We start from the raw sequence: 20,231 nt of genomic DNA, 5'->3' as shown, positions 1-20,231 counted from the left end.
GCAGTTTCATGGACTGCGATCTCGTCGGCCGCGCGCTTGCAGACAGCTTGGCCGCAAAGACCGGCGAACAGCCCGCTGCACGATTCTGGCGCAACGCACGGGCCCCGCAGTCGCGCACCGTCTTTGCTAAAATTCGACCTATGTCCAAGAGTAACGATCGCATCAATCTGACCAACCAGTTCCTGATCGCCATGCCTAACATGGCGGACCCCACGTTTTCAGGAACGGTGGTCTACCTTTGCGATCACAGCGAGCGCGGCGCGCTCGGCCTCGTCATCAACCGGCCGACCGATATCGACCTCCAGGCGCTCTTCAACCGTATCGATCTCAAGCTCGAGATCGAGCCTCTGCTGCATGTCCCCGTGTATTTCGGCGGCCCGGTGCAAACCGAGCGCGGCTTCGTGCTGCACGACGCTACGGAAAGCACCTATACATCGTCGATGCAGGTGCCGGGTGGACTCGAAATGACCACGTCGAAAGACGTGCTCGAAGCCGTCGCGAGCGGCAAGGGTCCGCAGCGTTTTCTGCTGACGCTAGGCCACGCAGGCTGGGGTGCGGGCCAACTGGAAGACGAAATCTCGAAGAACGGCTGGCTCACGGTTCAGGCCGACCCGAAAATCGTCTTCGACGTACCCGCCGAAGAGCGCTTCGAAGCAGCGCTCGCGCTGCTCGGCATTTCTTCTTCGATGCTCTCCGGCGAAGCGGGTCACGCATGAGCGGTGTGGCCGGACGTGAAGCGACGCTGCTTGCGTTCGACTATGGCGAAAAACGTATCGGTGTTGCCGTCGGCAATTCGCTCACCCGCAGCGCGCGGCCGCTCGTCGTGCTGCAAAACCGCAATCGCGAATATCGCTTCGAAGCCGTCGGCAAGCTGATCGACGAGTGGAAGCCCGACGCGCTCGTCGTCGGCCTGCCGATGCATCCCGATGGCACGCCGCACGAAAGAACCCAGCTCGCCAAGCGCTTCGGCAACCAGCTGAACGGGCGCTTCAATCTGCCTGTCACGTGGGTCGACGAACGCTATTCGTCGGTCGAGGCGGAAGCGGGTATCCGCAGTGGGTCGAGGCAAGCCGGCATGCTCGACGCCGAAGCCGCGTGCATCATTCTTCAGCAATATCTGGACGGACTTTCCAATGAGTTCCATTGACGCCGAGGCGCTCTATCGCGCCTTGCTCGAACAGATTCGCGCCGCTTACGGCGACGCGCTGGGCGGTCCGGACGGCGCGGTGCTCGCCGGCATCTACAGCGGCGGCGCGTGGCTGGCCGAGCGTCTCGCCAAAGACCTGAACGTGCAGACCTTCGGCGTCGTCAATGTCGCGCTGCATCGCGACGACTACGCGAAGAAAGGCTTGCACACGCAAGCCAGCCCGACCTCGTTGCCGTTCGAAGTCGACAACCGCCGCATCGTGCTCGTCGACGACGTGCTGTACACGGGCCGCACTGTGCGCGCCGCGCTGAACGAATTGTACGACTACGGGCGTCCCGCGTCGGTCGAACTCGCGGTACTTGCCGATCGCGGCGGGCGTGAGTTGCCGATTGCGGCGCGCTTTGTCGGCGGCACGACCGAGGTGCCGACGAATTCGACGCTCGTGCTGTCGCGCGACGGCCATCGTTTCACGTTTCATACGGAGCTGAGCGGAAATTGATTGCGGCGCTCCGGCATCACGAAGAGCAACACATTGGCGAGACAATGTGCAAGCATCCGACGCTAGTGTAAGAGGCAGCTACCCCGCATCACTCGCAGTTCCAAGTCTGATTCAGGATTACCGTCAATCACCCCGCTCTAAAGGGCGAGGCCTGCCGCTGAAGCCTGATTGACCAGCCTAAGCTGCATAGCAGCTACGTTGTTCGGAAGTTAAAGACACACCTTGGGATGCTTCCTCAGTTCCAAGCTCTGTAACCTACGGTCGCAGACACGCTTTGGGTATGCACGAAACGGGCCGTAAGGATGTGCTGCCGCACAACATTGGCGAGGGGAGCGAAGCCGCAAGGCTTCCGTCACAAGGCCCGTAAGGGCAGAAAAGGAATTTCAGATTGAGCGTATTTGTTTGGGACAGGCGGGGGATGCCGCTGATGCCGTGCTCAGAGAAACGCGCGAGGTTGTTGCTTGCCCGCGGTCGCGCACGCGTGCACAAGGTAGTGCCGTTCGTCATTCGACTGACGGATCGATTGACAGAAGACAGTGAGTTCCAGCTGTTGCGGTTGAAACTCGACCCAGGCAGCAAAACCACCGGATTGGCTCTTGTGCTTGATAAAGCAGACACTACCGTTGGAGTCCTCAATCTGTTCGAGCTAGTTCATCGTGGCCGGCAGATCAGTGAAGCGTTGATGCAGCGAAGGAGGTTTCGGCATCGGCGTCGCGGCGCGAATCTGCGCTACCGTGCACCGCGGTTTTATAACCGGGCGCGCCAGACAGGGTGGCTCGCTCCGAGTCTGCGGCACCGCGTCGAAACCACGATGTCGTGGGTCAGGCGCGTCCTTCGATGGGCGGCCGTTTCGGCGATATCGATGGAACTGGTGCGTTTCGACATGCAGGCGTTGCAAAGCCAGGATATTGCCGGCGTTGAGTACCAGCAAGGCGCACTCTTTGGTTACGAAGTGCGGGAATATCTGCTTGAGAAATGGGGGAGACGGTGTGCTTACTGCGATGCCCAGGATGTGCCGCTGCAAATCGAGCACGTGCTGGCGAAGGCGCGTGGCGGCTCGAATCGTGTATCGAACCTGACGCTGGGATGCGGGCCGTGCAACCTCAAAAAGGGCGGACGCGATGTGCGCGGATTCGTCAAGGACAAGGCACGGCTCGCACGCATTTTAGCGAGAGCAAAGACACCGTTGCGGGACGCAGCCGCTGTCAACGCTACGCGCTGGGTGTTACTAAATGCGCTGAGGACCACGGACCTGAATGTCGAGATCGGTAGCGGCGGACGGACAAAGTGGAATCGTACGCGCCTTGGGCTTCCGAAGACGCACGCACTTGACGCCGCGTGCGTCGGAACAGTCCATGCGATATTCGGCTGGCAACGACCGACGCTGGAGCTCAAGTGCAGCGGTCGCGGTAGTTACCAGCGTACACGTTTGACGGCATATGGTTTTCCGCGTGGTTACCTGACCCGCCAGAAGCGCATCCACGGTTTCCAGACCGGTGACCGTGTCCGGGCCACGGTTCTCACCGGTAAGAAGGCCGGAACGCATGTCGGCCGCGTCGCCGTCCGTGCGAAAGGGAACTTCAACATCCAGACGCCTCAAGGCGTCGTACAGGGCATAGCACACCGTCATTGCACGATGATGCAACGGGCAGATGGCTATGCATATGCTACCGTGCCACTAAAAAGAGGAAAGGATCAGGGACCGGCACAACAGCAAGGCGCGTATCGCGCGTCGTGCTGTCCCTCCCCGGCATGATTGCCGAGGTTTCCTACGCAACCGGATGAACACGCCCAATCAAGTTTCGCAAGGCTCCTCCGACAACGCCGCGTCAGCGGACCGTTTTCGCTACGGTTTCCTGAAGGGCAATCCGCAGCTCACGAAGAACGGCGAGCTGAAGCATCTGCTGACGATCGAAGGCTTGCCGCGCGCGATCGTCAATCACATTCTCGACACGGCCGAGCAGTTCGTCAGCGTGACCGACCGCGAGGTGAAGAAGGTGCCGCTGTTGCGCGGCAAATCGGTGTTCAACCTGTTCTTCGAAAACTCGACGCGCACGCGCACCACGTTCGAGATCGCCGCGAAACGGCTGTCAGCGGATGTGATCAATCTGAACATCAACGCGTCGTCGACGAGCAAGGGCGAGTCGCTGCTCGACACGATCAACAACCTGTCGGCGATGCATGCCGACATGTTCGTCGTGCGCCATGCGTCAAGCGGCGCGCCGTATCTGATCGCCGAGCATTGCGCGCCGCACGTGCACGTGATCAACGCGGGCGACGGCCGGCACGCGCACCCGACGCAAGGCCTGCTCGACATGTACACGATCCGTCACTACAAGAAGGATTTTACGAATCTGCGCGTGGCGATCGTCGGCGACATTCTGCATTCGCGCGTTGCGCGCTCCGACATTCACGCCCTCACCACGCTCGGCGTGCCGGAAGTGCGCGCGATCGGCCCGCGCACGCTGCTGCCGGGCGGTCTCGAGCAGATGGGCGTGCGCGTGTTCCACAACCTCGACGAAGGGCTGAAGGACGTCGACGTCATCATCATGCTGCGTCTGCAGAACGAGCGGATGAGCGGCGCGTTGCTGCCGTCGGCGCAGGAGTACTTCAAGAGCTGGGGGCTGACGCCCGAGCGTCTCGCGCTCGCGAAGCCCGATGCGATCGTGATGCATCCGGGCCCGATGAATCGCGGCGTCGAAATCGACTCGCAGGTGGCGGACGGACCGCAGTCGGTGATTTTGAATCAGGTGACGTTCGGCATCGCGGTGCGCATGGCGGTGATGGGCATCGTCGCGGGCAACAACGATTGATCCGCGCACGAATCGGACACACGAGTCGGGCAATGAAAGCACAGGCAGGCAAAAAAGGCAGCCCATGAAGATTCACATTCAAGGCGGCACGCTGATCGATCCGGTAGCGGGCACCGAGCAGCAACAGGACGTATTCATCGCGGCGGGCAAGATCGTCGCGCTCGGCAACGCGCCCTCCGATTTCAACGCGGCCAGGACGATCGACGCCAAGGGCCTTTACGTGGCGCCTGGTTTCGTCGATCTGTCGGCGCGGCTGCGCGAGCCCGGCTTCGAGCACAAGGCGACGCTCGAATCGGAGATGGCCGCGGCACTCGCGGGCGGCGTGACGAGCCTGGTCTGTCCGCCCGACACCGATCCCGTGCTCGACGAGCCGGGCCTCGTCGAAATGCTCAAATTCCGTGCGCGGAACCTGAACCGCGCGCACGTGTATCCGCTGGGCGCGCTGACGGTCGGGCTCAAGGGGCAGGTGATCACCGAGATGGTCGAGCTGACGGAATCGGGTTGTATCGGCTTCTCGCAGGCCGATACGCCCGTGGTCGATACACAGGTTTTGCTGCGCGCGCTGCAATACGCGAACACATACGGCTATACGGTATGGCTGCGTCCGCAGGACGCGTATCTCGCGAAGGGCGGCGTTGCGGCGAGCGGTCCGCTCGCGTCGCGTCTCGGTTTATCGGGCGTACCCGTTTCGGCGGAGACGATCGCGTTGCATACGATCTTCGAACTCGTGCGTGTGACGGGCGCGCGTGTGCATCTGTCGCATCTGTCGTCGGCGGCGGGCGTCGAGCTCATGCGCGCGGCGAAAGCGGAAGGCCTGCCCGTGACCTGCGACGTCACGATCAACCATGTGCATCTGATCGATATCGACATCGGCTACTTCGATGCGCAGTTCCGGCTCGATCCGCCGCTGCGTTCCCAACGTGACCGCGAGGCGATTCGCGCGGGTCTGCTGGACGGCACGATCGACGCGATCTGCTCGGACCACACGCCTGTCGACGACGACGAGAAGCTCTTGCCGTTCGCCGAGGCGACGCCGGGGGCGACGGGTCTGGAGTTACTGCTGTCGCTGACGCTCAAGTGGGCCTACGAAGCGGGCGTCTCGCTCGCGAAGGCGCTGAACCGCATCACGGCTGCGCCCGCTGGCGTGTTGAAGCTGCCTGCTGGCCGTATCGAGGCCGGCGGGACGGCCGACCTGTGCGTGTTCGACCGCGACGCTCATTGGCGCGTCGAGCCACGCGCGCTGAAGAGCCAGGGGCACAACACGCCGTTCCTCGGCTACGAGCTGCCGGCCCGCGTGCGCGCGACGGTCGTGTCGGGTCAGGTGGCGTTCGAGCAACGCTGAGTGCGTTGCATATCGGCAGAGAATGGAAAGATAAGCGGAAGACTCGCAACATGAAGCTCGCGTTTCGCAAGATTCGACTGGTCGTGCATCTGCTTCACGGTATGTGGGTCGTCTGGACGCGCTTTCCGCGGGGAAGCGCCCAGCAGCGTCTGGAACTGAACCGTGCGTGGTCGCTGCGCATGCTGCAGTTGTGCGGCATGCGCCTCGTCGTGCATAACGACGGCGCGCGGCTCGACGAAGGCGTGCTGGTCGTGGCGAACCACATTTCGTGGATCGATATTTACGTGATCAACGCGTGGCGTCCGACGCCGTTCGTGTCGAAGGCGGAGATCCGCAAGTGGCCGGTGGTCGGTTGGCTCGCGCAGCAGCTGGGTACCGTGTTCATTCAGCGTGAGAAGCGTAGCGACGCGAAACGCATCATGCATGAACTCGCCGAGCGGTTGAACGCGGGTGAACTGATGTGCGTTTTTCCGGAAGGCACGACGTCCGACGGCGTTCAACTGCTGCCGTTTCACGCGAACATGTTTCAGGCGGCGGTTTCCGCGTCGCGGCCGGTGCAGCCCGTGTGCATGATGTACGAGGATGCGCAGGGCCGGCAGTCGACGGCGCCGGCGTATATCGGCGAGCTGTCGCTTGGCGAGTCGCTCGATGCGCTGTTGCGCGCTGGTCCGCTCACGGCGCATGTGTATGTCGGCGCGCCGCTCGCGCCCGGCGCTGATCGGCGTTTGCTGGCGGCCGAGGCGCAGGCTTCCGTGGGCGCGGCGCTCGCCGCGCTGCAGGATCCCGAGGCGCGCCGCTCCGGCCAGATCGCGGACCGGACGCAGCAGTTCATCGATGCCGCAGCTGCAGCTGAAAATCCGCAAGAGCCGCTGGCCGATCCGGACGTCGACATGACGCGCCACGCATAGCGCGTCAGTTAACCTTCATTCTTCGCGTTCATGCAACGGCGCGGCAGCCTTCGCATTCCACCTGTGTGACCGTGCGTTCGGCGGGCGACTGCGCCAGCCGGACTGCCGACAACTGCTCGCCCCACACGCAGCCCGAATCGAGTCCAATCAGATTGTCGCGGACCATCAGACCGAGCGCGGCCCAATGTCCGAAGACGACCGTAATGTCTTCGGTCTTGCGCCACGGCACGTCGAACCACGGCATGAAACCCGACGGCGCGGAATTGATGCCGCCGCTCGAGGAGAAGTCCATCACGCCATCGGCATCGCAAAAGCGCATCCGCGTGAGCGCGGTGCACGTCAGGCGCAACCGGTCGATGCCCTTGAGGCCCGGCTTCCAGCGGTTCGGTTCGTTGCCGTAAAGGCCCGCGAGCGTCTCTTTCCAGTTCGGCGCGCGCAATGCGCGTTGCAGCTCGTCGGCGAGTTCCAGTGTCAGATCGACGTCCCATTGAGGCAGCACGCCCGCGTGCACGAGCAGCATGCCGTTCTCGTAATGCACGAGCGGACGATGGCGAATCCAGTGCAGCAGATCTCCGGCGTCGGGCGCGGCAAGGATCTCATCGATCGTGTCGCCTTTCTTGGACTTTCTGATTCCCGCCGACACCGACAGCAGATGCAGGTCGTGATTGCCCAGCACGGGCACTGCGCGATTGCCGAGCGCGATGATGTCGCGCAGCGTCGCAAGCGACTCGCCGCCGCGATTGATCAGGTCGCCCGCGAACCAGAGCGGTGCATCGGCGGGCGGCGCGGCCTTCGCGAGAAGTTGCTGGAACTGGGTACGGCAGCCCTGCAGATCGCCGAAAGCGAGAGGAGGGGAGCTGGTGGAAACGGTCATCGGCAAGAAGTGGTGGTCCGAAGGGCGCGGCGGCGGGTGTGTTTGGCTGCCGCGATTCGCCCGGAATTGAGTTCGAAGCTGCTGCAGCCAAGCTGCATTGCACAACGCGACATGATAGCGCGCGATTCCCGGGCCGTCCGACATCGGCGGCGCGTTGCTGGCGTCGACGCGGCGTGTCGCGCGCAAGCGTTGAATTATTTTGATTTTTTTCGGATTTTTGGACGATTTTCTGGCGGTGAAACTAGGCGTTCACGACCCTCGTCGAATGAACGGGGCCGATTCATTCGTCCGATATAATCGGCCGCTGCCAGCGCGACAGGCGCTCAGATCAGGGAGGAAGGGATTTGCGGCATCCGTCTCAGCCAGTCATCCACCGCGTTCTCATCACGGGAGCGAGCGGTTTCACTGGTGCCTACGTGCGCGAAGAACTCGCCGACGCGGGCTATGAGGTCATCGGCACGACGGCGAGCGATCCGCAGGCCGGTGAGCGCGCGCTCGACATCACGTCGCTGCCGGATTGCCGCCGCCTGATCGGCGAGCTGAAGCCCGAATTCATCGTGCATCTGGCGGCGATCAGCTTCGTCGCGCATGACGATCCGTTGGAAATGTACAACGTCAACGTGATCGGGACGACGAACCTGCTGCAGGCGTGCGTCGACGTCGGGCACGAGCCGCGCAAGATCCTGATTGCGAGCAGCGCGAACATCTACGGCAACGTGGAAGGCGTCGTCGACGAAGATGCGCCGGCCGCGCCTGTGAATCACTACGCCGCGAGCAAACTGGCGATGGAGCACCTGGTGCGGACGTGGTTCGACCGGCTACCGATCGTTGTCACGCGGCCTTTCAATTACACGGGGCGCGGGCAGTCCGAGCGTTTCCTGGTTCCGAAAATCGTTTCCCATTTTGTGCGGCGCCGACCGTTTATCGAGTTGGGAAATATCAACGTTGCGCGGGATTTTTCGGATGTGCGGATGGTGTCACGGGCGTATCGGGCGCTGCTCGAAGCCCCTGTCGCGGGTGAAACGCTCAATGTGTGCAGCGGCAGTCCGCGAACCCTCACCGACATCATCGATATCGTGCGCGAGGCGTCCGGCCACGATCTGGAAATTCGCGTAAATCCCGCCTTCGTCCGTCAAAATGAAGTAAAGGTGCTGGTAGGTTCGGCGAAAAGGCTGAATCGTGTCGTCCCCGACATGCCGGCCATCGGCATTGAAGACACCATTGACTGGATGCTTTCTCTCGCCTGACTAACAAACTGTCTCAGTTTGTTAGTGCGCTGGTGTTTCTCATCGACACCTTTATAATGGCCGGTTACGTGCCTAGGTGCGCCCGCGTGACGCCCGGTCAGCTTTGCCGGTTGTTCCGACCGGTCAGGCAATAATTGCCAGATCGCTGCCGCCCCGGCACGCGGTCCACTCGGCCAAGAAAATCTCAAGAAGGAATCCCATGATCCTGGTAACGGGCGGTGCCGGCTTTATCGGCGCCAATTTCGTGCTTGAATGGTTGAATGCTTCGGATGAGCCCGTCCTGAACCTGGACAAGCTCACGTACGCCGGCAACCTTGGCACGTTGAGATCGCAACAGGACAATCCTCGTCATGTCTTCGTGCGCGCCGACATCTGCGATCGTGCCACGCTGGACAAACTCTTCGCCGAACACGAGCCGCGCGCGGTGCTGCATTTTGCTGCAGAAAGTCATGTCGACCGCTCGATCCATGGGCCGGCGGACTTCGTGCAGACCAATGTGGTGGGCACGTTCACGTTGCTCGAAGCAGCAAGATCGTACTGGAACACGCTAAACGACGCAGACAAAGCGGCATTCCGCTTCTTGCACGTATCGACGGATGAAGTGTTCGGCTCGCTGTCGGCGACCGATCCGCAATTCTCGGAAACGACGCCTTACGCGCCGAACAGCCCGTATTCGGCGACCAAGGCGGGTTCCGACCATCTCGTGCGTGCGTATCACCACACGTACGGTTTGCCCGTATTGACGACTAACTGCTCGAACAACTACGGCCCTTACCAGTTCCCCGAAAAGCTTATCCCGCTGATGATCGCGAACGCGCTCGCGGGCAAGCCGCTGCCCGTGTACGGCGACGGTCAGAACGTACGCGACTGGCTGTATGTCGGCGATCATTGCAGCGCGATCCGCGAAGTGCTTGCGCGGGGCGTGCCGGGCGAGACCTACAACGTCGGTGGCTGGAACGAGAAGAAGAACCTCGAAGTCGTGCACACGCTGTGCGATCTTCTCGACGAGAAGCGTGCGAAGGCACAGGGCTCGTATCGCGATCAGATCACTTATGTGACGGACCGTCCGGGTCACGACCGGCGTTATGCGATCGATGCGCGCAAGCTCGAGCGTGAGCTTGGCTGGAAGCCGGCCGAAACGTTCGAGACGGGTCTCGCGAAGACGGTACAGTGGTATCTCGACAACCAGGAATGGGCCGACGAGGTCGCTTCGGGCGAGTACCGCAAGTGGGTCGAAACGAACTACGCGCAACGCGCGTAAGGGCGGCAACGATGGCGCGCAAAGGCATTATTCTCGCGGGCGGATCCGGCACGCGGCTTTATCCGATCACGCACGTCGTGTCGAAGCAATTGCTTCCCGTGTACGACAAGCCGATGATTTACTACCCGCTGTCGACGCTGATGGTCGCGGGTATTCGCGACGTGCTGGTCATTTCGACGCCGGAAGACACGCCGCGCTTCGAAACCATGCTCGGCGACGGCAGCCAGTGGGGCATGAATATCCAGTACGCGGTGCAGCCGTCGCCGGATGGCCTTGCGCAGGCTTTCATCATCGGCCGTGAGTTCGTCGGCAACGATCCGTCGGCGCTGATTCTCGGCGACAACATTTTTTACGGTCACGATCTCGCGAAGCAGCTTGAGCGCGCGAATACCCGCACGGACGGCGCGACGGTGTTTGCGTATCACGTGCATGACCCCGAGCGTTATGGCGTGGTCGAGTTCGACAAGGAGTTCCGCGCACTGTCGATCGAAGAAAAGCCGGCGAAGCCGCGGTCGAATTACGCGGTGACGGGTCTCTACTTCTACGACAATCAAGTTTGCGATATTGCTGCCGATATCCAGCCTTCGGCTCGCGGCGAGCTTGAAATCACAGATGTGAACTCGCGCTATCTGTCCCAGCAGAAGCTGGACGTCGAGATCATGGGCCGCGGCTACGCGTGGCTTGACACGGGGACGCACGATTCGCTGATCGAGGCTGCCACGTTCATCGCGACGCTGCAGAAGCGCCAGGGGCTGGTGGTGGCGTGTCCGGAAGAGATCGCGTACCGCCGCCGATGGATCGACGACGAGCAATTGCAGAGGCTGGCGAAGCCGCTCGCCAAGAACGCGTACGGCCAATATTTGCTCAATCTTTCGAAGGACCAAGTTGCATGGCCATCACGGTAACCGCCACGGCGCTCCCTGAAGTCAAGATCATCGAGCCGAAGGTATTCGGCGATGCGCGCGGCTTCTTCTATGAAAGTTTCAATGCGCGGGAGTTCGCGGAAAAGATCGATGGCAACGTCCAATTCGTGCAGGACAACCATTCGCGTTCAGCGAAGGGCGTATTGCGCGGTCTGCATTATCAGATCGAGCATGCTCAGGGCAAACTCGTGCGCGTCGTTGAAGGCGAAGTGTTCGACGTTGCCGTCGATATGCGCAAGAGTTCGCCGAACTTCGGCAAGTGGGTAGGCGTCGTGCTGTCGGCGGAAAATCAACGGCAAATGTGGGTGCCGCCTGGTTTCGCGCACGGCTTCTGTGTGACCTCGGAAAGCGCCGACTTCCTCTACAAGACGACCGACTACTGGTTCCCCGAGCACGAGCGCAGCCTGCTATGGAATGATCCGGCGCTTGGCATCGAATGGCCCGTCGACGGCACGCCTCAGGTCGCGGCGAAAGATGCGGCCGGGCGTCCGCTGAGTGACGCCGAGGTGTACGCGTGAGAATTCTTTTGACGGGTCGCAACGGACAGGTCGGCTGGGAACTGCGGCGGGCGCTGTCGCCACTCGGCGACGTGATTGCGTTCGACCGCGAGCGCGCCGATCTGTCGAAGCCCGAAACGCTGGCGCAGCTCGTCGCGGACGTGCAGCCGCACGTGGTGGTGAACGCAGCGGCATACACGGCAGTTGATAACGCGGAGACGGACGAGGCGCTTGCGCATCGCGTGAACGCGGAATCGGTCTGCGTGCTGGCCGAAGCGGCGCGCAAGCATGGCGCGCTGTTTTTGCACTATTCGACTGACTATGTGTTCGATGGCACGGCCCGCGAGCCGTATCGCGAAGATGCTGCGGTTGCGCCGCTGAATGCTTACGGCCGTACCAAGCTCGCCGGTGAGCAGGCCATCGCGGCCGCGGGCGGCGACTGGCTGACGCTGCGTACCACGTGGGTCTACGCAACGCGTGGTCGCAACTTCCTGCGCACGATGCTGCGTCTCGCCGCCGAGCGGGAAACGCTGCGCGTGGTCGCGGACCAGATTGGCACGCCGACGCCGGCGCGCATGATCGCTGATCTGACGGCGCATGTCGTCGCGCAGGCTCAGCGCGAGCGCGCGGCTCGCAGCTTCAGTTCTGGCATTTATCACATGACGGCAGCGGGCGAGACGTCCTGGCATAGCTTTGCTAGCGCGATCATCGATATCGCCCGAACCTCCGGCAAAGTGCCCGTGCAAACGACGAGCGTGGAGCCGATTCCTTCCGACGCTTATCCGACGCCGGCTCCTCGGCCCCAGTACTCGGTGCTCGACAACGGCGCCTTCGATCGGCGGTTCGGTTTGACCCGGGCCGGCTGGCAAGATGGCCTCGCCTTGGCACTCGACGATCTCTTCTCGCTTTAATCCGGCGTCACATTCGAATATGGACACCCCACTGGGAACAACGAAACGGCTGACGCATCCGCTCGCAGTCGTTTATTCGCTCACCAACAACTGGCCGCTGATCGTGCAGTTCGTCAAGCGCGAGGTGGCGGGCCGCTACAAGGGCTCGTTCCTCGGCCTGTTCTGGTCGTTCATCACGCCACTGTTGATGCTGAGCATCTATACGTTCGTGTTCGGCTTCGTGTTCAAGTCGCGCTGGCGTGCGGAATCGACTTCGCATATCGAGTTCGCGGTCGTGATGTTCGTGGGCGTGCTGTCGCACAACCTCATCTCCGAATGCCTGACGCGCGCGCCAATGCTCGTTGTCGGTAATCCGAACTATGTAAAGAAAGTCGTTTTCCCGCTCGAAACGCTGCCGTGGATCGCGATTGGAACGGCGCTGTTTCACATGCTTGTGGCCTTCCTCATTCTGCTTGTCGCTATCTTCGTGTGGCAGGGACATATCCCATGGACGGTCGTGTTCGTGCCCGTCATATTGTTGCCGTTCGTCGTGCTGATTGCGGGTCTCGTGTGGTTCCTCGCGTCGTTCGGTGTGTTCATGCGCGACCTGGGGCAGGTGATGGGCATCGTTTCATCGCTACTGATGTTCATGGCGCCTGTTTTCTATCCGCTGAGTTCGGTGCCGCCGAAGCTGCAAGCCGTGATCATGCTCAATCCGCTGACTTTCGTGATCGACCAGTTCCGCACCGTCGCGATCTGGGGCGGTCAGCTCAACTGGGTCGGATTGCTGATCTACGCTGTCGTTGCCTACGTGATCGCCTCGCTGGGGCTGCTGTGGTTCCAGAAAACGCGTAAGGGGTTCGCCGATGTGCTCTGACAGCGTCAAGCAAACGGCTGTCGAGGTACACGGCCTCGGCAAGCGTTACGAAATTTATGCGGCGCCGCAAGACCGTCTCAAGCAGATGGTCTTGCCGCGCCTTTCGCGGCTCGTCGGTCGTCAGCCAAGAGAGTATTTTCGTGAGTTCTGGGCGCTCCGCGATGTCAATCTGCAGGTGGGTGTCGGTGAGACGGTGGCGATCATCGGTCAGAACGGATCGGGGAAGTCGACGTTTCTGCAACTGGTGTGTGGGACGTTGTCGCCGACGCAGGGTGAAGTTCTGCGGCGTGGGCGTATTGCCGCGTTGCTCGAACTGGGCGCGGGCTTCAACCCCGAATTTACGGGCGAAGAGAATGTATTCCTGAGCGGGATGCTCTACGGGCTGACGGAAGCGCAACTAAAAGAGCGCTACAAGTCGATTATTGAATTCGCCGAGATTGGCGATTTCGTGTCGCAGCCCGTCAAGACGTATTCGAGCGGGATGTATGTGCGTCTCGCGTTTGCGATTGCCGCGCACGTCGATGCCGATGTGCTGGTCGTCGACGAGGCGCTGTCTGTCGGTGACGTACGCTTTACGCAGAAGTGCATGCGATTTTTGCGGGAGTTCCAGAAGAACGGGACGCTGCTGTTCGTCAGTCACGATGTCGGCGCGGTGACGAGCCTGTGCTCGCGCGCGGTCTGGCTCGATCGCGGCTCCGTGCGGCTGGATGGGGCAGCGAAAGAAGTCGTCGAGGCTTATCTGGCCGAGCAGCATGTGCTGGATCGGAAAGCGCAGGGTGTGACGGTGACGGCGGCCAAGGCGGAGCGTGCGCGCGCGAAGATGGTTGCTTCCGACGTCATCGATCCGCGCATCGAACAATTGCGCGCCGCGAATCACATCCGCATTTTCGAGTTTGATCCGGATACGCATGCCGGAGAATTCGGCGCAGGTGGCGCGAGGGTGGTGGATGTTGCGCTGCTGGACGACGATGGACACAAGGCGCAGTTGCTGCAAGGCGGTGAACTGGTGACGCTCGAGTTGAAGATCGAAGTGAACAGCCCGTTGACGGGACTTATTTTCGGCTTCTATCTGAAAGACCGTCTGGGTCAGCGTCTGTTTGGCGACAACACACATCTGGCGTACGAAGACATGGTGGACGGACAGCCGGACGACGTGTTCCGTGCCACGTTCCAGTTTCGTATGCCGATCTTGCCCGTGGGCGCGTACTCGATTGACGCGGCCGTGGCGTCAGGTACGCAGGACGATCACACGCAGCAGCATTGGGTGCACGATGCGCTGCAATTCCGCACCGTCGACAGCACGATGCGGCACGGTCTGGTCGGCATTCCTATGTTGCGGATCGGTGTAGAAAAAGAGAGGTCAATGGTCTGATGGAATTCACTGGTGAACGCTATATACCGACGGAAGCCGGCGACATCCGCTACGAGCATTGGCACCGGTATGGATGGGCCGCGCAGGCGCTGAAGGGCCTGAAGGTACTCGATATCGCGTGCGGTGAAGGGTACGGCTCGAACATCTTGTCGAAGTACGCCGAATCGGTAACGGGTGTCGATATCTCCGACGAAGCCGTCGAACACGCGACGGACCGCTACGGCCACGTTGCGAATCTGTCGTTCCGGCAGGGCAGCGCCGCGGAAATTCCGCTGCCGGACGCGACGTTCGACGCCGTGGTGTCGTTCGAGACGCTGGAGCATCTGACGCTGCATGAAGAAATGTTGTCGGAGATTCACCGCGTTCTGAAGCCGGGTGGATTCCTGATTCTGTCGTCGCCGAACAAGAAGGTCTATTCGGACGACCGCAATTTTCACAACGAATTTCACGTCAAGGAACTGTACTTCGACGAACTGGATGCGCTCGTCAAGCGCCATTTTGCTGCCATCAAGTATTACGGGCAGCGGTTGGCGACGAGTTCGATCATCTTGCCGACGGAAGGCTCCGATGCGAACTATTCCGCGCTGACGCTCGAAGGCGATGTCGTTGATGGGCGCACGCCTCATCTCGATGGGGTGATGTACTTTCTGGCCGTGTGTTTCAAGGAAGGCGGCGCGCTGCCGCAACTGCATTCGTCCGTGTTCTTCGAACAGGGCAGCGATCTCTATGCGCGCCAGGAAGAGGTCATTGCATGGGCGACGCGGCAAACCGTCGAAATCGAAGCGCGCGACGACGTTATCCGCAAGCTGCAAGCTGAATTCGAGGAGCGCACGCAGTGGGCGCTTTCTCTCGACGCTGAATTGCAGGGCCTGAAGGAGTCGATGACCAACCGCGTGCCTGGCCAGGTTCACGCCATTCTGAACCGTCGATACGAAGGCATGCGCCACGAACTCGACGAACTCCAGGAAGCCATCGGCGTACTCCAGGCCGAATTGATGGCGATGCACAATTCGACCTCATGGCGAATCACGCGTCCGCTGCGTGGCGCTATCCGCGTTGCGCGCGGCGACATCGGACCGTATGTGCAGAAACTGCGCCCATACGCGAAGCGCTGGGGTTACACGGCGTATCGCACGCTGCCGTTCAGCCCACGTGTCAAGGCGCGCCTCGCCGAAATGGTGTTCCGCGTCGCCGGCCCGCTGTTCGAAGGCGTCGTCTATTACGAAACATGGAAACGCAAGGGCCAGCCCTTGCCGCAGATTCTCGGCCGCGGCCCCATCGCGATCGAGAAGGCCGACGAAGTCATCGCCGGTTTGAGCTTGCCCGAAGTCGCGACCCCGCGAGTATCGGTGATCATTCCAACTTACGGAAACCTGCCGCACACGCTGTCGTGCGTGCGTTCGATCGCCGAGTATATGCCGGCCGTGCCGATCGAAGTGATCGTCGCCGAAGACGTGTCGGGCGACGCGAACATCCTGCGCATGAGGGAGATTCCGGGCCTTCGCTTTATCGAGAATCCGAAGAACCTGGGGTTCGTGCGTTGCTGCAACTACGCGGCGACGCATGCGCGCGGCGAGTACGTCTACTTCCTGAACAACGATACGGAAGTGACGCCGGGCTGGCTCGACACGATGCTCGCGGTCTTTGAATCGCGCAAGGACTGCGGCATGGTCGGCTCGAAGCTCGTCTATCCGGACGGGCGCCTGCAGGAGGCGGGCGGCATCTTGTGGAAGGACGCGTCCGCGTGGAATTATGGGCGTCTCGATGACGCGTCGAAGAGCCGCTACAACTACGTGCGCGAAACCGACTATGCGTCGGGCGCGTCGCTGCTGATCAAGCGCGATTTCTTCGACAAGCTAGGTGGCTTCGACGAACTGTACGTGCCCGCATATTGCGAAGATTCGGACCTTGCGTTCAAGGTGCGTCAGGCGGGCAAGAAGCTCTATTACCAGCCGGCATCCGTCATCGTTCATTACGAAGGCATTTCAAACGGCACCGACACGGCTTCGGGCGTGAAGGCGTATCAGGTCGAGAACCAGAAGAAGTTCCACGAACGCTGGCGTAGCGTGCTGGAATCACAGCATTTCGATAACGGCACAAACGTTGCCGCCGCATCGGAGCGCTCGGCAGACCGGCAGACGTTTCTGATCGTCGATCACTACGTGCCGCAACCGGACCGCGATGCCGGTTCGCGCTCGGTCGTCTGCTTCATCCGAGTGTTGCTGGAAATGGGGCTGAACGTAAAGTTCTGGCCGCAGAATCTGTGGTACGACGAGGACTATGTACGGCCGCTGCAACAGATGGGCGTCGAAGTTTTCTACGGGCCGGAGTTTCTCGACGGCTTTGATGCCTGGCTGGAAACCACCGATCTCAGGCTCGACTATGTGCTGCTGAACCGTCCGCATGTCAGCGAATCGTTTATTAAGCCGTTGCGCAAATTCCGGCCTAACGCCAAGCTGCTCTACTACGGTCACGATCTTCATTTTGCGCGCCTGCAAAAGGAGTTCGAGGTGTCCGGCAATCAGAAACTGTTGCGTCAGGTCGAGACCGAAAAGTCGCGAGAAATGGCCGTCTGGAATGCTGTGGATGTGGTCTATTACCCGTCGCAAGCGGAGACCGACACAGTGCTGCAGATGGCGCCTAAGGTTAACGCACGCACGTTGCCGCCTTACTTCTTCGGCCGTCGTCCGAAGCTCGATACAGCAGAGAGCCTTGTCGAGCGCAGCCATATCATCTTCGTGGCCGGCTTTGGCCATCCGCCCAATGTAGACGCCGCGAAGTGGCTGGTCGGGGACATCCTGCCGCGCATCCGTGCGGCCGTGCCCCACATCCATCTGATGCTGGTCGGCTCCAATCCCACAGACGAAGTGAAGGCGCTCGCCGGTCCGGCCGTCAACGTGACTGGCTATGTTAGCGACGAACGTCTCGCGGAACTGTACGACCTGGCGCGCGTGGCGATCGTGCCGTTGCGGTTCGGCGCGGGCGTGAAGAACAAGGTGGTTGAAGCGATGAACTTCGGCACGCCGCTCGTGACGACATCGGTCGGCGTGCAAGGCATGCCTGGCCTCGACGCGTTCCTGCCGATCTCCGACGATCCCGCCGCGCTGGCCGATTACGTGATCGAACTGCTGCGCAATGACGAGCGCTGGTTCGCCGTGTCGGACGCGGGGCGTGAGTACGTCGCGGCCAACTTCTCGAGCGACGCGATCCGCGCAGTCTTCGCACGGGACATGGACAGAAAGGTTGAATCAACACATGGCTAACACTTACACACCCGGAACCGTGCGCGCCCGCGCGCCGCTGCGATTGGGCCTCGCTGGCGGCGGCACCGATGTGTCGCCGTATTCCGACGATTTCGGTGGCCTCGTTCTTAACGCGACGATCGACAAATTTGCCTACGCGACCATCATGCCGCGCGACGACGAAACGATCGAACTCGTTGCTGCAGACAATTCGATCCAGTGGTCGGGCGCTTCGAGCGCGAAGCTCGAACTCGTCAAGGGACTCGAGTTGCACGTTGGCGTTTATAACCGAATCGTCCGCGACTACAACGACGGCCGTCCGCTCGCCGTCACGGTGACGACGCACTCTGAAGCGCCGCCGGGATCGGGGTTGGGTTCTTCGTCGACGATGGTGGTCGCGCTCGTGCATGCGTTCGCCGAATATCTGCAGATTCCCCTGGGCGAATACGATATCGCGCATCTGGCGTATGACATCGAGCGCGTCGATCTCGCCTTTGCGGGCGGTAAGCAGGATCAGTACGCGGCGGCGTTCGGCGGCTTCAATTTCATGGAGTTCTATGGCGATCGCGTGATCGTGAACCCGTTGCGTATCAAGCAATCGATTCGCGCCGAACTCGAATCGTCGCTGGTCCTGTTCTATACGGGTGTGTCGCGCGAGTCCGCGAAGATCATCCAGCAACAGACGGATAGCGTGAAGAGCGGCAACAACACGTCGCTCGACGCCTTGCACCGTGTGAAGCAGGAAGCCACCCGCATGAAAGAAGCGGTGTTGAAGGGCGATTTCGCCAGCTTTGCCGAATCGATGCGACTGTCGTGGGCATCGAAGAAATTGATGGCGACGAGCATCAGCAACTCAAGCATCGACGCCATCTATGACGCCGCGATTGCGGCGGGCGCATTGGCGGGTAAGGTATCCGGCGCTGGCGGTGGCGGTTTCATGATGTTCGTCGTCGATCCGACGAAGCGCCCGAGCGTGATTCGCGCGCTGGAAAAATTTAATGGCCAGGTATTTACCTGCAATTTCACCGAGCACGGTGCATATTCCTGGAGGACGAAATGAAGGACACTATTCGCACGGAAATCTCGAAGGCAATCGAAATCTTCAACGCGATTCACGCCGACGACACACTGCTTGACAAGGTTGCCGGGTTTGCACAAACGATCGTCGACGCGCTCAACGCGGGCAACAAGGTGCTGATCGCCGGTAACGGCGGCAGCGCGGCTGATGCCCAGCACATCGCGGGCGAATTCGTGAGCCGTTTTAACTACGATCGTCCGGGCCTGCCGGCATTCGCGTTGACGACGGATACGTCGGTGATGACGGCGATCGGCAACGACTATGGCTATGAGAAGCTGTTCTCGCGCCAGGTCCAGGCAGTCGGCAGGAAGGGTGACATCTTCTGGGGCATTTCGACCTCGGGCAAGTCGCCGAACGTGCTCGCCGCGATGCACGAAGCGCGCAAGAACGGCCTTTACGTGGCCGGCTTCACGGGTGCGAGCGGCAACGCAATGGCCGAACTCGCTGACGTTTGCATCGAAGTGCCGTCGCGCGAGACGCCGAAGATCCAGGAAGGTCACATCCTGCTCGGCCATATCGTCTGTGCGCTCGTCGAATCCAGCATTTTCCCGCGCACATGATTCCGGCAATCGTTCTGGCGGGCGGCCTTGGCACGCGGCTGCGTTCGGTCGTGCCCGATCTACCCAAACCGATGGCGGAAGTGGCGGGCAAGCCGTTTCTCTGGTGGGTGCTGCGGCGTCTGGAGCAGCAGGGAATCGGTGACGTGTATCTGTCTGTCGGCTACAAGCGTGAAGTGATCCAAGCGTACTTCGGCGCGAAATTCGGCGCGTTGAACGTGCATTACGTGGTCGAACACGAACCGCTCGGCACGGGCGGCGCGATCGCGAAGGCGTTCGATGCGATCGGCGGCGATGAGGCGTTTGTGCTCAACGGCGACACGATGACGATCGTCGAGTTTGCCGACCTGCGCTCGGCGGCTGCGTCCGATGTCGATCTCGCGATGGCGGTTGCCAAACTCGACGACGTCGCACGGTATGGCGCAGTTGATTTCGACGCCACGTCGATGCGCCGCGTGACGGCTTTTCGCGAGAAGGGGCAGACGGGCGCCGGCTTCATCAATGCGGGCGTGTATCTCGTCAAGCGAGACGCGCTGAAGCGCTATCCGTTGCCCGAGAAGTTCTCGTTCGAGCAGGATTTCCTGCATGCATATCTCGCTGATTTGCACGTGAGTGCGGTGCCGGCGGTGAGCCAACTGATTGATATCGGTGTACCGGATGATTACGCACTAGCGCAAACGCTCGTGCCGAAAATGGTGGCATGA

General features: G+C 61.2%; 19 protein-coding genes. 18 read left to right on the top strand and 1 reads right to left on the bottom strand.

All coding sequences use genetic code 11. The features are described from left to right. The first annotated feature begins 140 nt into the window (after positions 1 to 140). The 7 genes from H1204_RS13300 to H1204_RS13270 all read left to right on the top strand — a co-directional run bounded on the left by H1204_RS13300 (position 141) and on the right by H1204_RS13270 (position 6,709). Positions 141 to 716 (top strand): YqgE/AlgH family protein, encoded by a 576-nt coding sequence (locus H1204_RS13300; protein ID WP_007736677.1) that lies wholly within the window; start codon positions 141 to 143, stop codon positions 714 to 716. Continuing rightward, entirely contained in the window at positions 713 to 1,147 is a 435-nt protein-coding gene (gene ruvX, locus H1204_RS13295; RefSeq protein WP_180728673.1) for a Holliday junction resolvase RuvX, read from the top strand. The genes H1204_RS13300 and ruvX overlap by 4 nt, the downstream gene beginning before the upstream one ends. Continuing rightward, the gene (pyrR, locus tag H1204_RS13290; protein WP_180728672.1) at positions 1,134 to 1,646 is read left to right on the top strand and encodes a bifunctional pyr operon transcriptional regulator/uracil phosphoribosyltransferase PyrR; all 513 of its coding nucleotides are present in this window, start codon (positions 1,134 to 1,136) and stop codon (positions 1,644 to 1,646) included. Before ruvX ends, pyrR begins: the two co-directional genes overlap by 14 nt. A 388-nt stretch (positions 1,647 to 2,034) precedes the next feature. Continuing rightward, positions 2,035 to 3,402, top strand: coding sequence for an RNA-guided endonuclease IscB (gene iscB / locus H1204_RS13285; RefSeq protein WP_180728671.1), 1,368 nt, complete (start codon positions 2,035 to 2,037; stop codon positions 3,400 to 3,402). A 25-nt stretch (positions 3,403 to 3,427) separates the two neighbouring features. Further along, a complete protein-coding gene (locus H1204_RS13280; protein ID WP_180728670.1) occupies positions 3,428 to 4,459 on the top strand; it encodes an aspartate carbamoyltransferase catalytic subunit in 1,032 nt (343 codons plus the stop codon). 64 nt (positions 4,460 to 4,523) lie between these two features. Continuing rightward, a complete protein-coding gene (locus H1204_RS13275) occupies positions 4,524 to 5,801 on the top strand; it encodes a dihydroorotase (RefSeq protein WP_180728669.1) in 1,278 nt (425 codons plus the stop codon). 50 nt (positions 5,802 to 5,851) lie between these two features. Beyond that, the gene (locus H1204_RS13270; protein WP_180728668.1) at positions 5,852 to 6,709 is read left to right on the top strand and encodes a lysophospholipid acyltransferase family protein; all 858 of its coding nucleotides are present in this window, start codon (positions 5,852 to 5,854) and stop codon (positions 6,707 to 6,709) included. 28 nt (positions 6,710 to 6,737) lie between these two features. Here H1204_RS13270 and H1204_RS13265 read toward each other — a convergent pair whose 3' ends face one another. Beyond that, complete coding sequence (locus H1204_RS13265) at positions 6,738 to 7,583, bottom strand: symmetrical bis(5'-nucleosyl)-tetraphosphatase (RefSeq protein ID WP_180728667.1); 846 nt, start codon at positions 7,581 to 7,583, stop codon at positions 6,738 to 6,740. 344 nt (positions 7,584 to 7,927) lie between these two features. Between H1204_RS13265 and H1204_RS13260 the strand changes: the two genes are divergently transcribed. From H1204_RS13260 to H1204_RS13210, 11 genes are all read left to right on the top strand, one after another. Beyond that, complete coding sequence (locus tag H1204_RS13260; RefSeq protein ID WP_180728666.1) at positions 7,928 to 8,830, top strand: GDP-mannose 4,6-dehydratase; 903 nt, start codon at positions 7,928 to 7,930, stop codon at positions 8,828 to 8,830. 199 nt (positions 8,831 to 9,029) lie between these two features. Beyond that, positions 9,030 to 10,091, top strand: a complete 1,062-nt coding sequence (gene rfbB / locus H1204_RS13255; RefSeq protein WP_180728665.1) for a dTDP-glucose 4,6-dehydratase — start codon at positions 9,030 to 9,032, stop codon at positions 10,089 to 10,091. An 11-nt stretch (positions 10,092 to 10,102) separates the two neighbouring features. Then, positions 10,103 to 10,996, top strand: coding sequence for a glucose-1-phosphate thymidylyltransferase RfbA (gene rfbA / locus H1204_RS13250; protein ID WP_180728664.1), 894 nt, complete (start codon positions 10,103 to 10,105; stop codon positions 10,994 to 10,996). Continuing rightward, positions 10,981 to 11,532, top strand: a complete 552-nt coding sequence (rfbC, locus tag H1204_RS13245; protein ID WP_180728663.1) for a dTDP-4-dehydrorhamnose 3,5-epimerase — start codon at positions 10,981 to 10,983, stop codon at positions 11,530 to 11,532. Before rfbA ends, rfbC begins: the two co-directional genes overlap by 16 nt. Next, on the top strand, positions 11,529 to 12,422 hold the full coding sequence (gene rfbD, locus H1204_RS13240) for a dTDP-4-dehydrorhamnose reductase (RefSeq protein ID WP_180728662.1): 894 nt from the start codon (positions 11,529 to 11,531) through the stop codon (positions 12,420 to 12,422). Before rfbC ends, rfbD begins: the two co-directional genes overlap by 4 nt. Before the next feature lie 19 nt (positions 12,423 to 12,441). Beyond that, positions 12,442 to 13,278: an ABC transporter permease gene (locus tag H1204_RS13235; RefSeq protein ID WP_086917044.1), complete on the top strand. Its 837-nt coding sequence runs from the start codon at positions 12,442 to 12,444 to the stop codon at positions 13,276 to 13,278. Further along, positions 13,268 to 14,650 (top strand): ABC transporter ATP-binding protein, encoded by a 1,383-nt coding sequence (locus H1204_RS13230; protein ID WP_180728661.1) that lies wholly within the window; start codon positions 13,268 to 13,270, stop codon positions 14,648 to 14,650. The genes H1204_RS13235 and H1204_RS13230 overlap by 11 nt, the downstream gene beginning before the upstream one ends. Further along, positions 14,650 to 17,913 carry a methyltransferase domain-containing protein gene (locus H1204_RS13225; RefSeq protein WP_180728660.1) on the top strand — a complete coding sequence of 1,088 codons (3,264 nt, stop codon included), beginning with the start codon at positions 14,650 to 14,652 and terminating at the stop codon, positions 17,911 to 17,913. The genes H1204_RS13230 and H1204_RS13225 overlap by 1 nt, the downstream gene beginning before the upstream one ends. Continuing rightward, positions 17,906 to 18,952, top strand: coding sequence for a dehydrogenase (locus tag H1204_RS13220; RefSeq protein WP_180728659.1), 1,047 nt, complete (start codon positions 17,906 to 17,908; stop codon positions 18,950 to 18,952). The genes H1204_RS13225 and H1204_RS13220 overlap by 8 nt, the downstream gene beginning before the upstream one ends. Next, complete coding sequence (locus tag H1204_RS13215; RefSeq protein WP_180728658.1) at positions 18,949 to 19,530, top strand: D-sedoheptulose 7-phosphate isomerase; 582 nt, start codon at positions 18,949 to 18,951, stop codon at positions 19,528 to 19,530. The genes H1204_RS13220 and H1204_RS13215 overlap by 4 nt, the downstream gene beginning before the upstream one ends. Beyond that, positions 19,527 to 20,231 carry a nucleotidyltransferase family protein gene (locus H1204_RS13210; protein WP_180728657.1) on the top strand — a complete coding sequence of 235 codons (705 nt, stop codon included), beginning with the start codon at positions 19,527 to 19,529 and terminating at the stop codon, positions 20,229 to 20,231. Before H1204_RS13215 ends, H1204_RS13210 begins: the two co-directional genes overlap by 4 nt.

Origin of the sequence: Paraburkholderia sp. PGU19 (assembly GCF_013426915.1) — a bacterium.
GTDB lineage: Bacteria > Pseudomonadota > Gammaproteobacteria > Burkholderiales > Burkholderiaceae > Paraburkholderia.
This window is presented reverse-complemented; position numbering and strand designations above follow the sequence as displayed.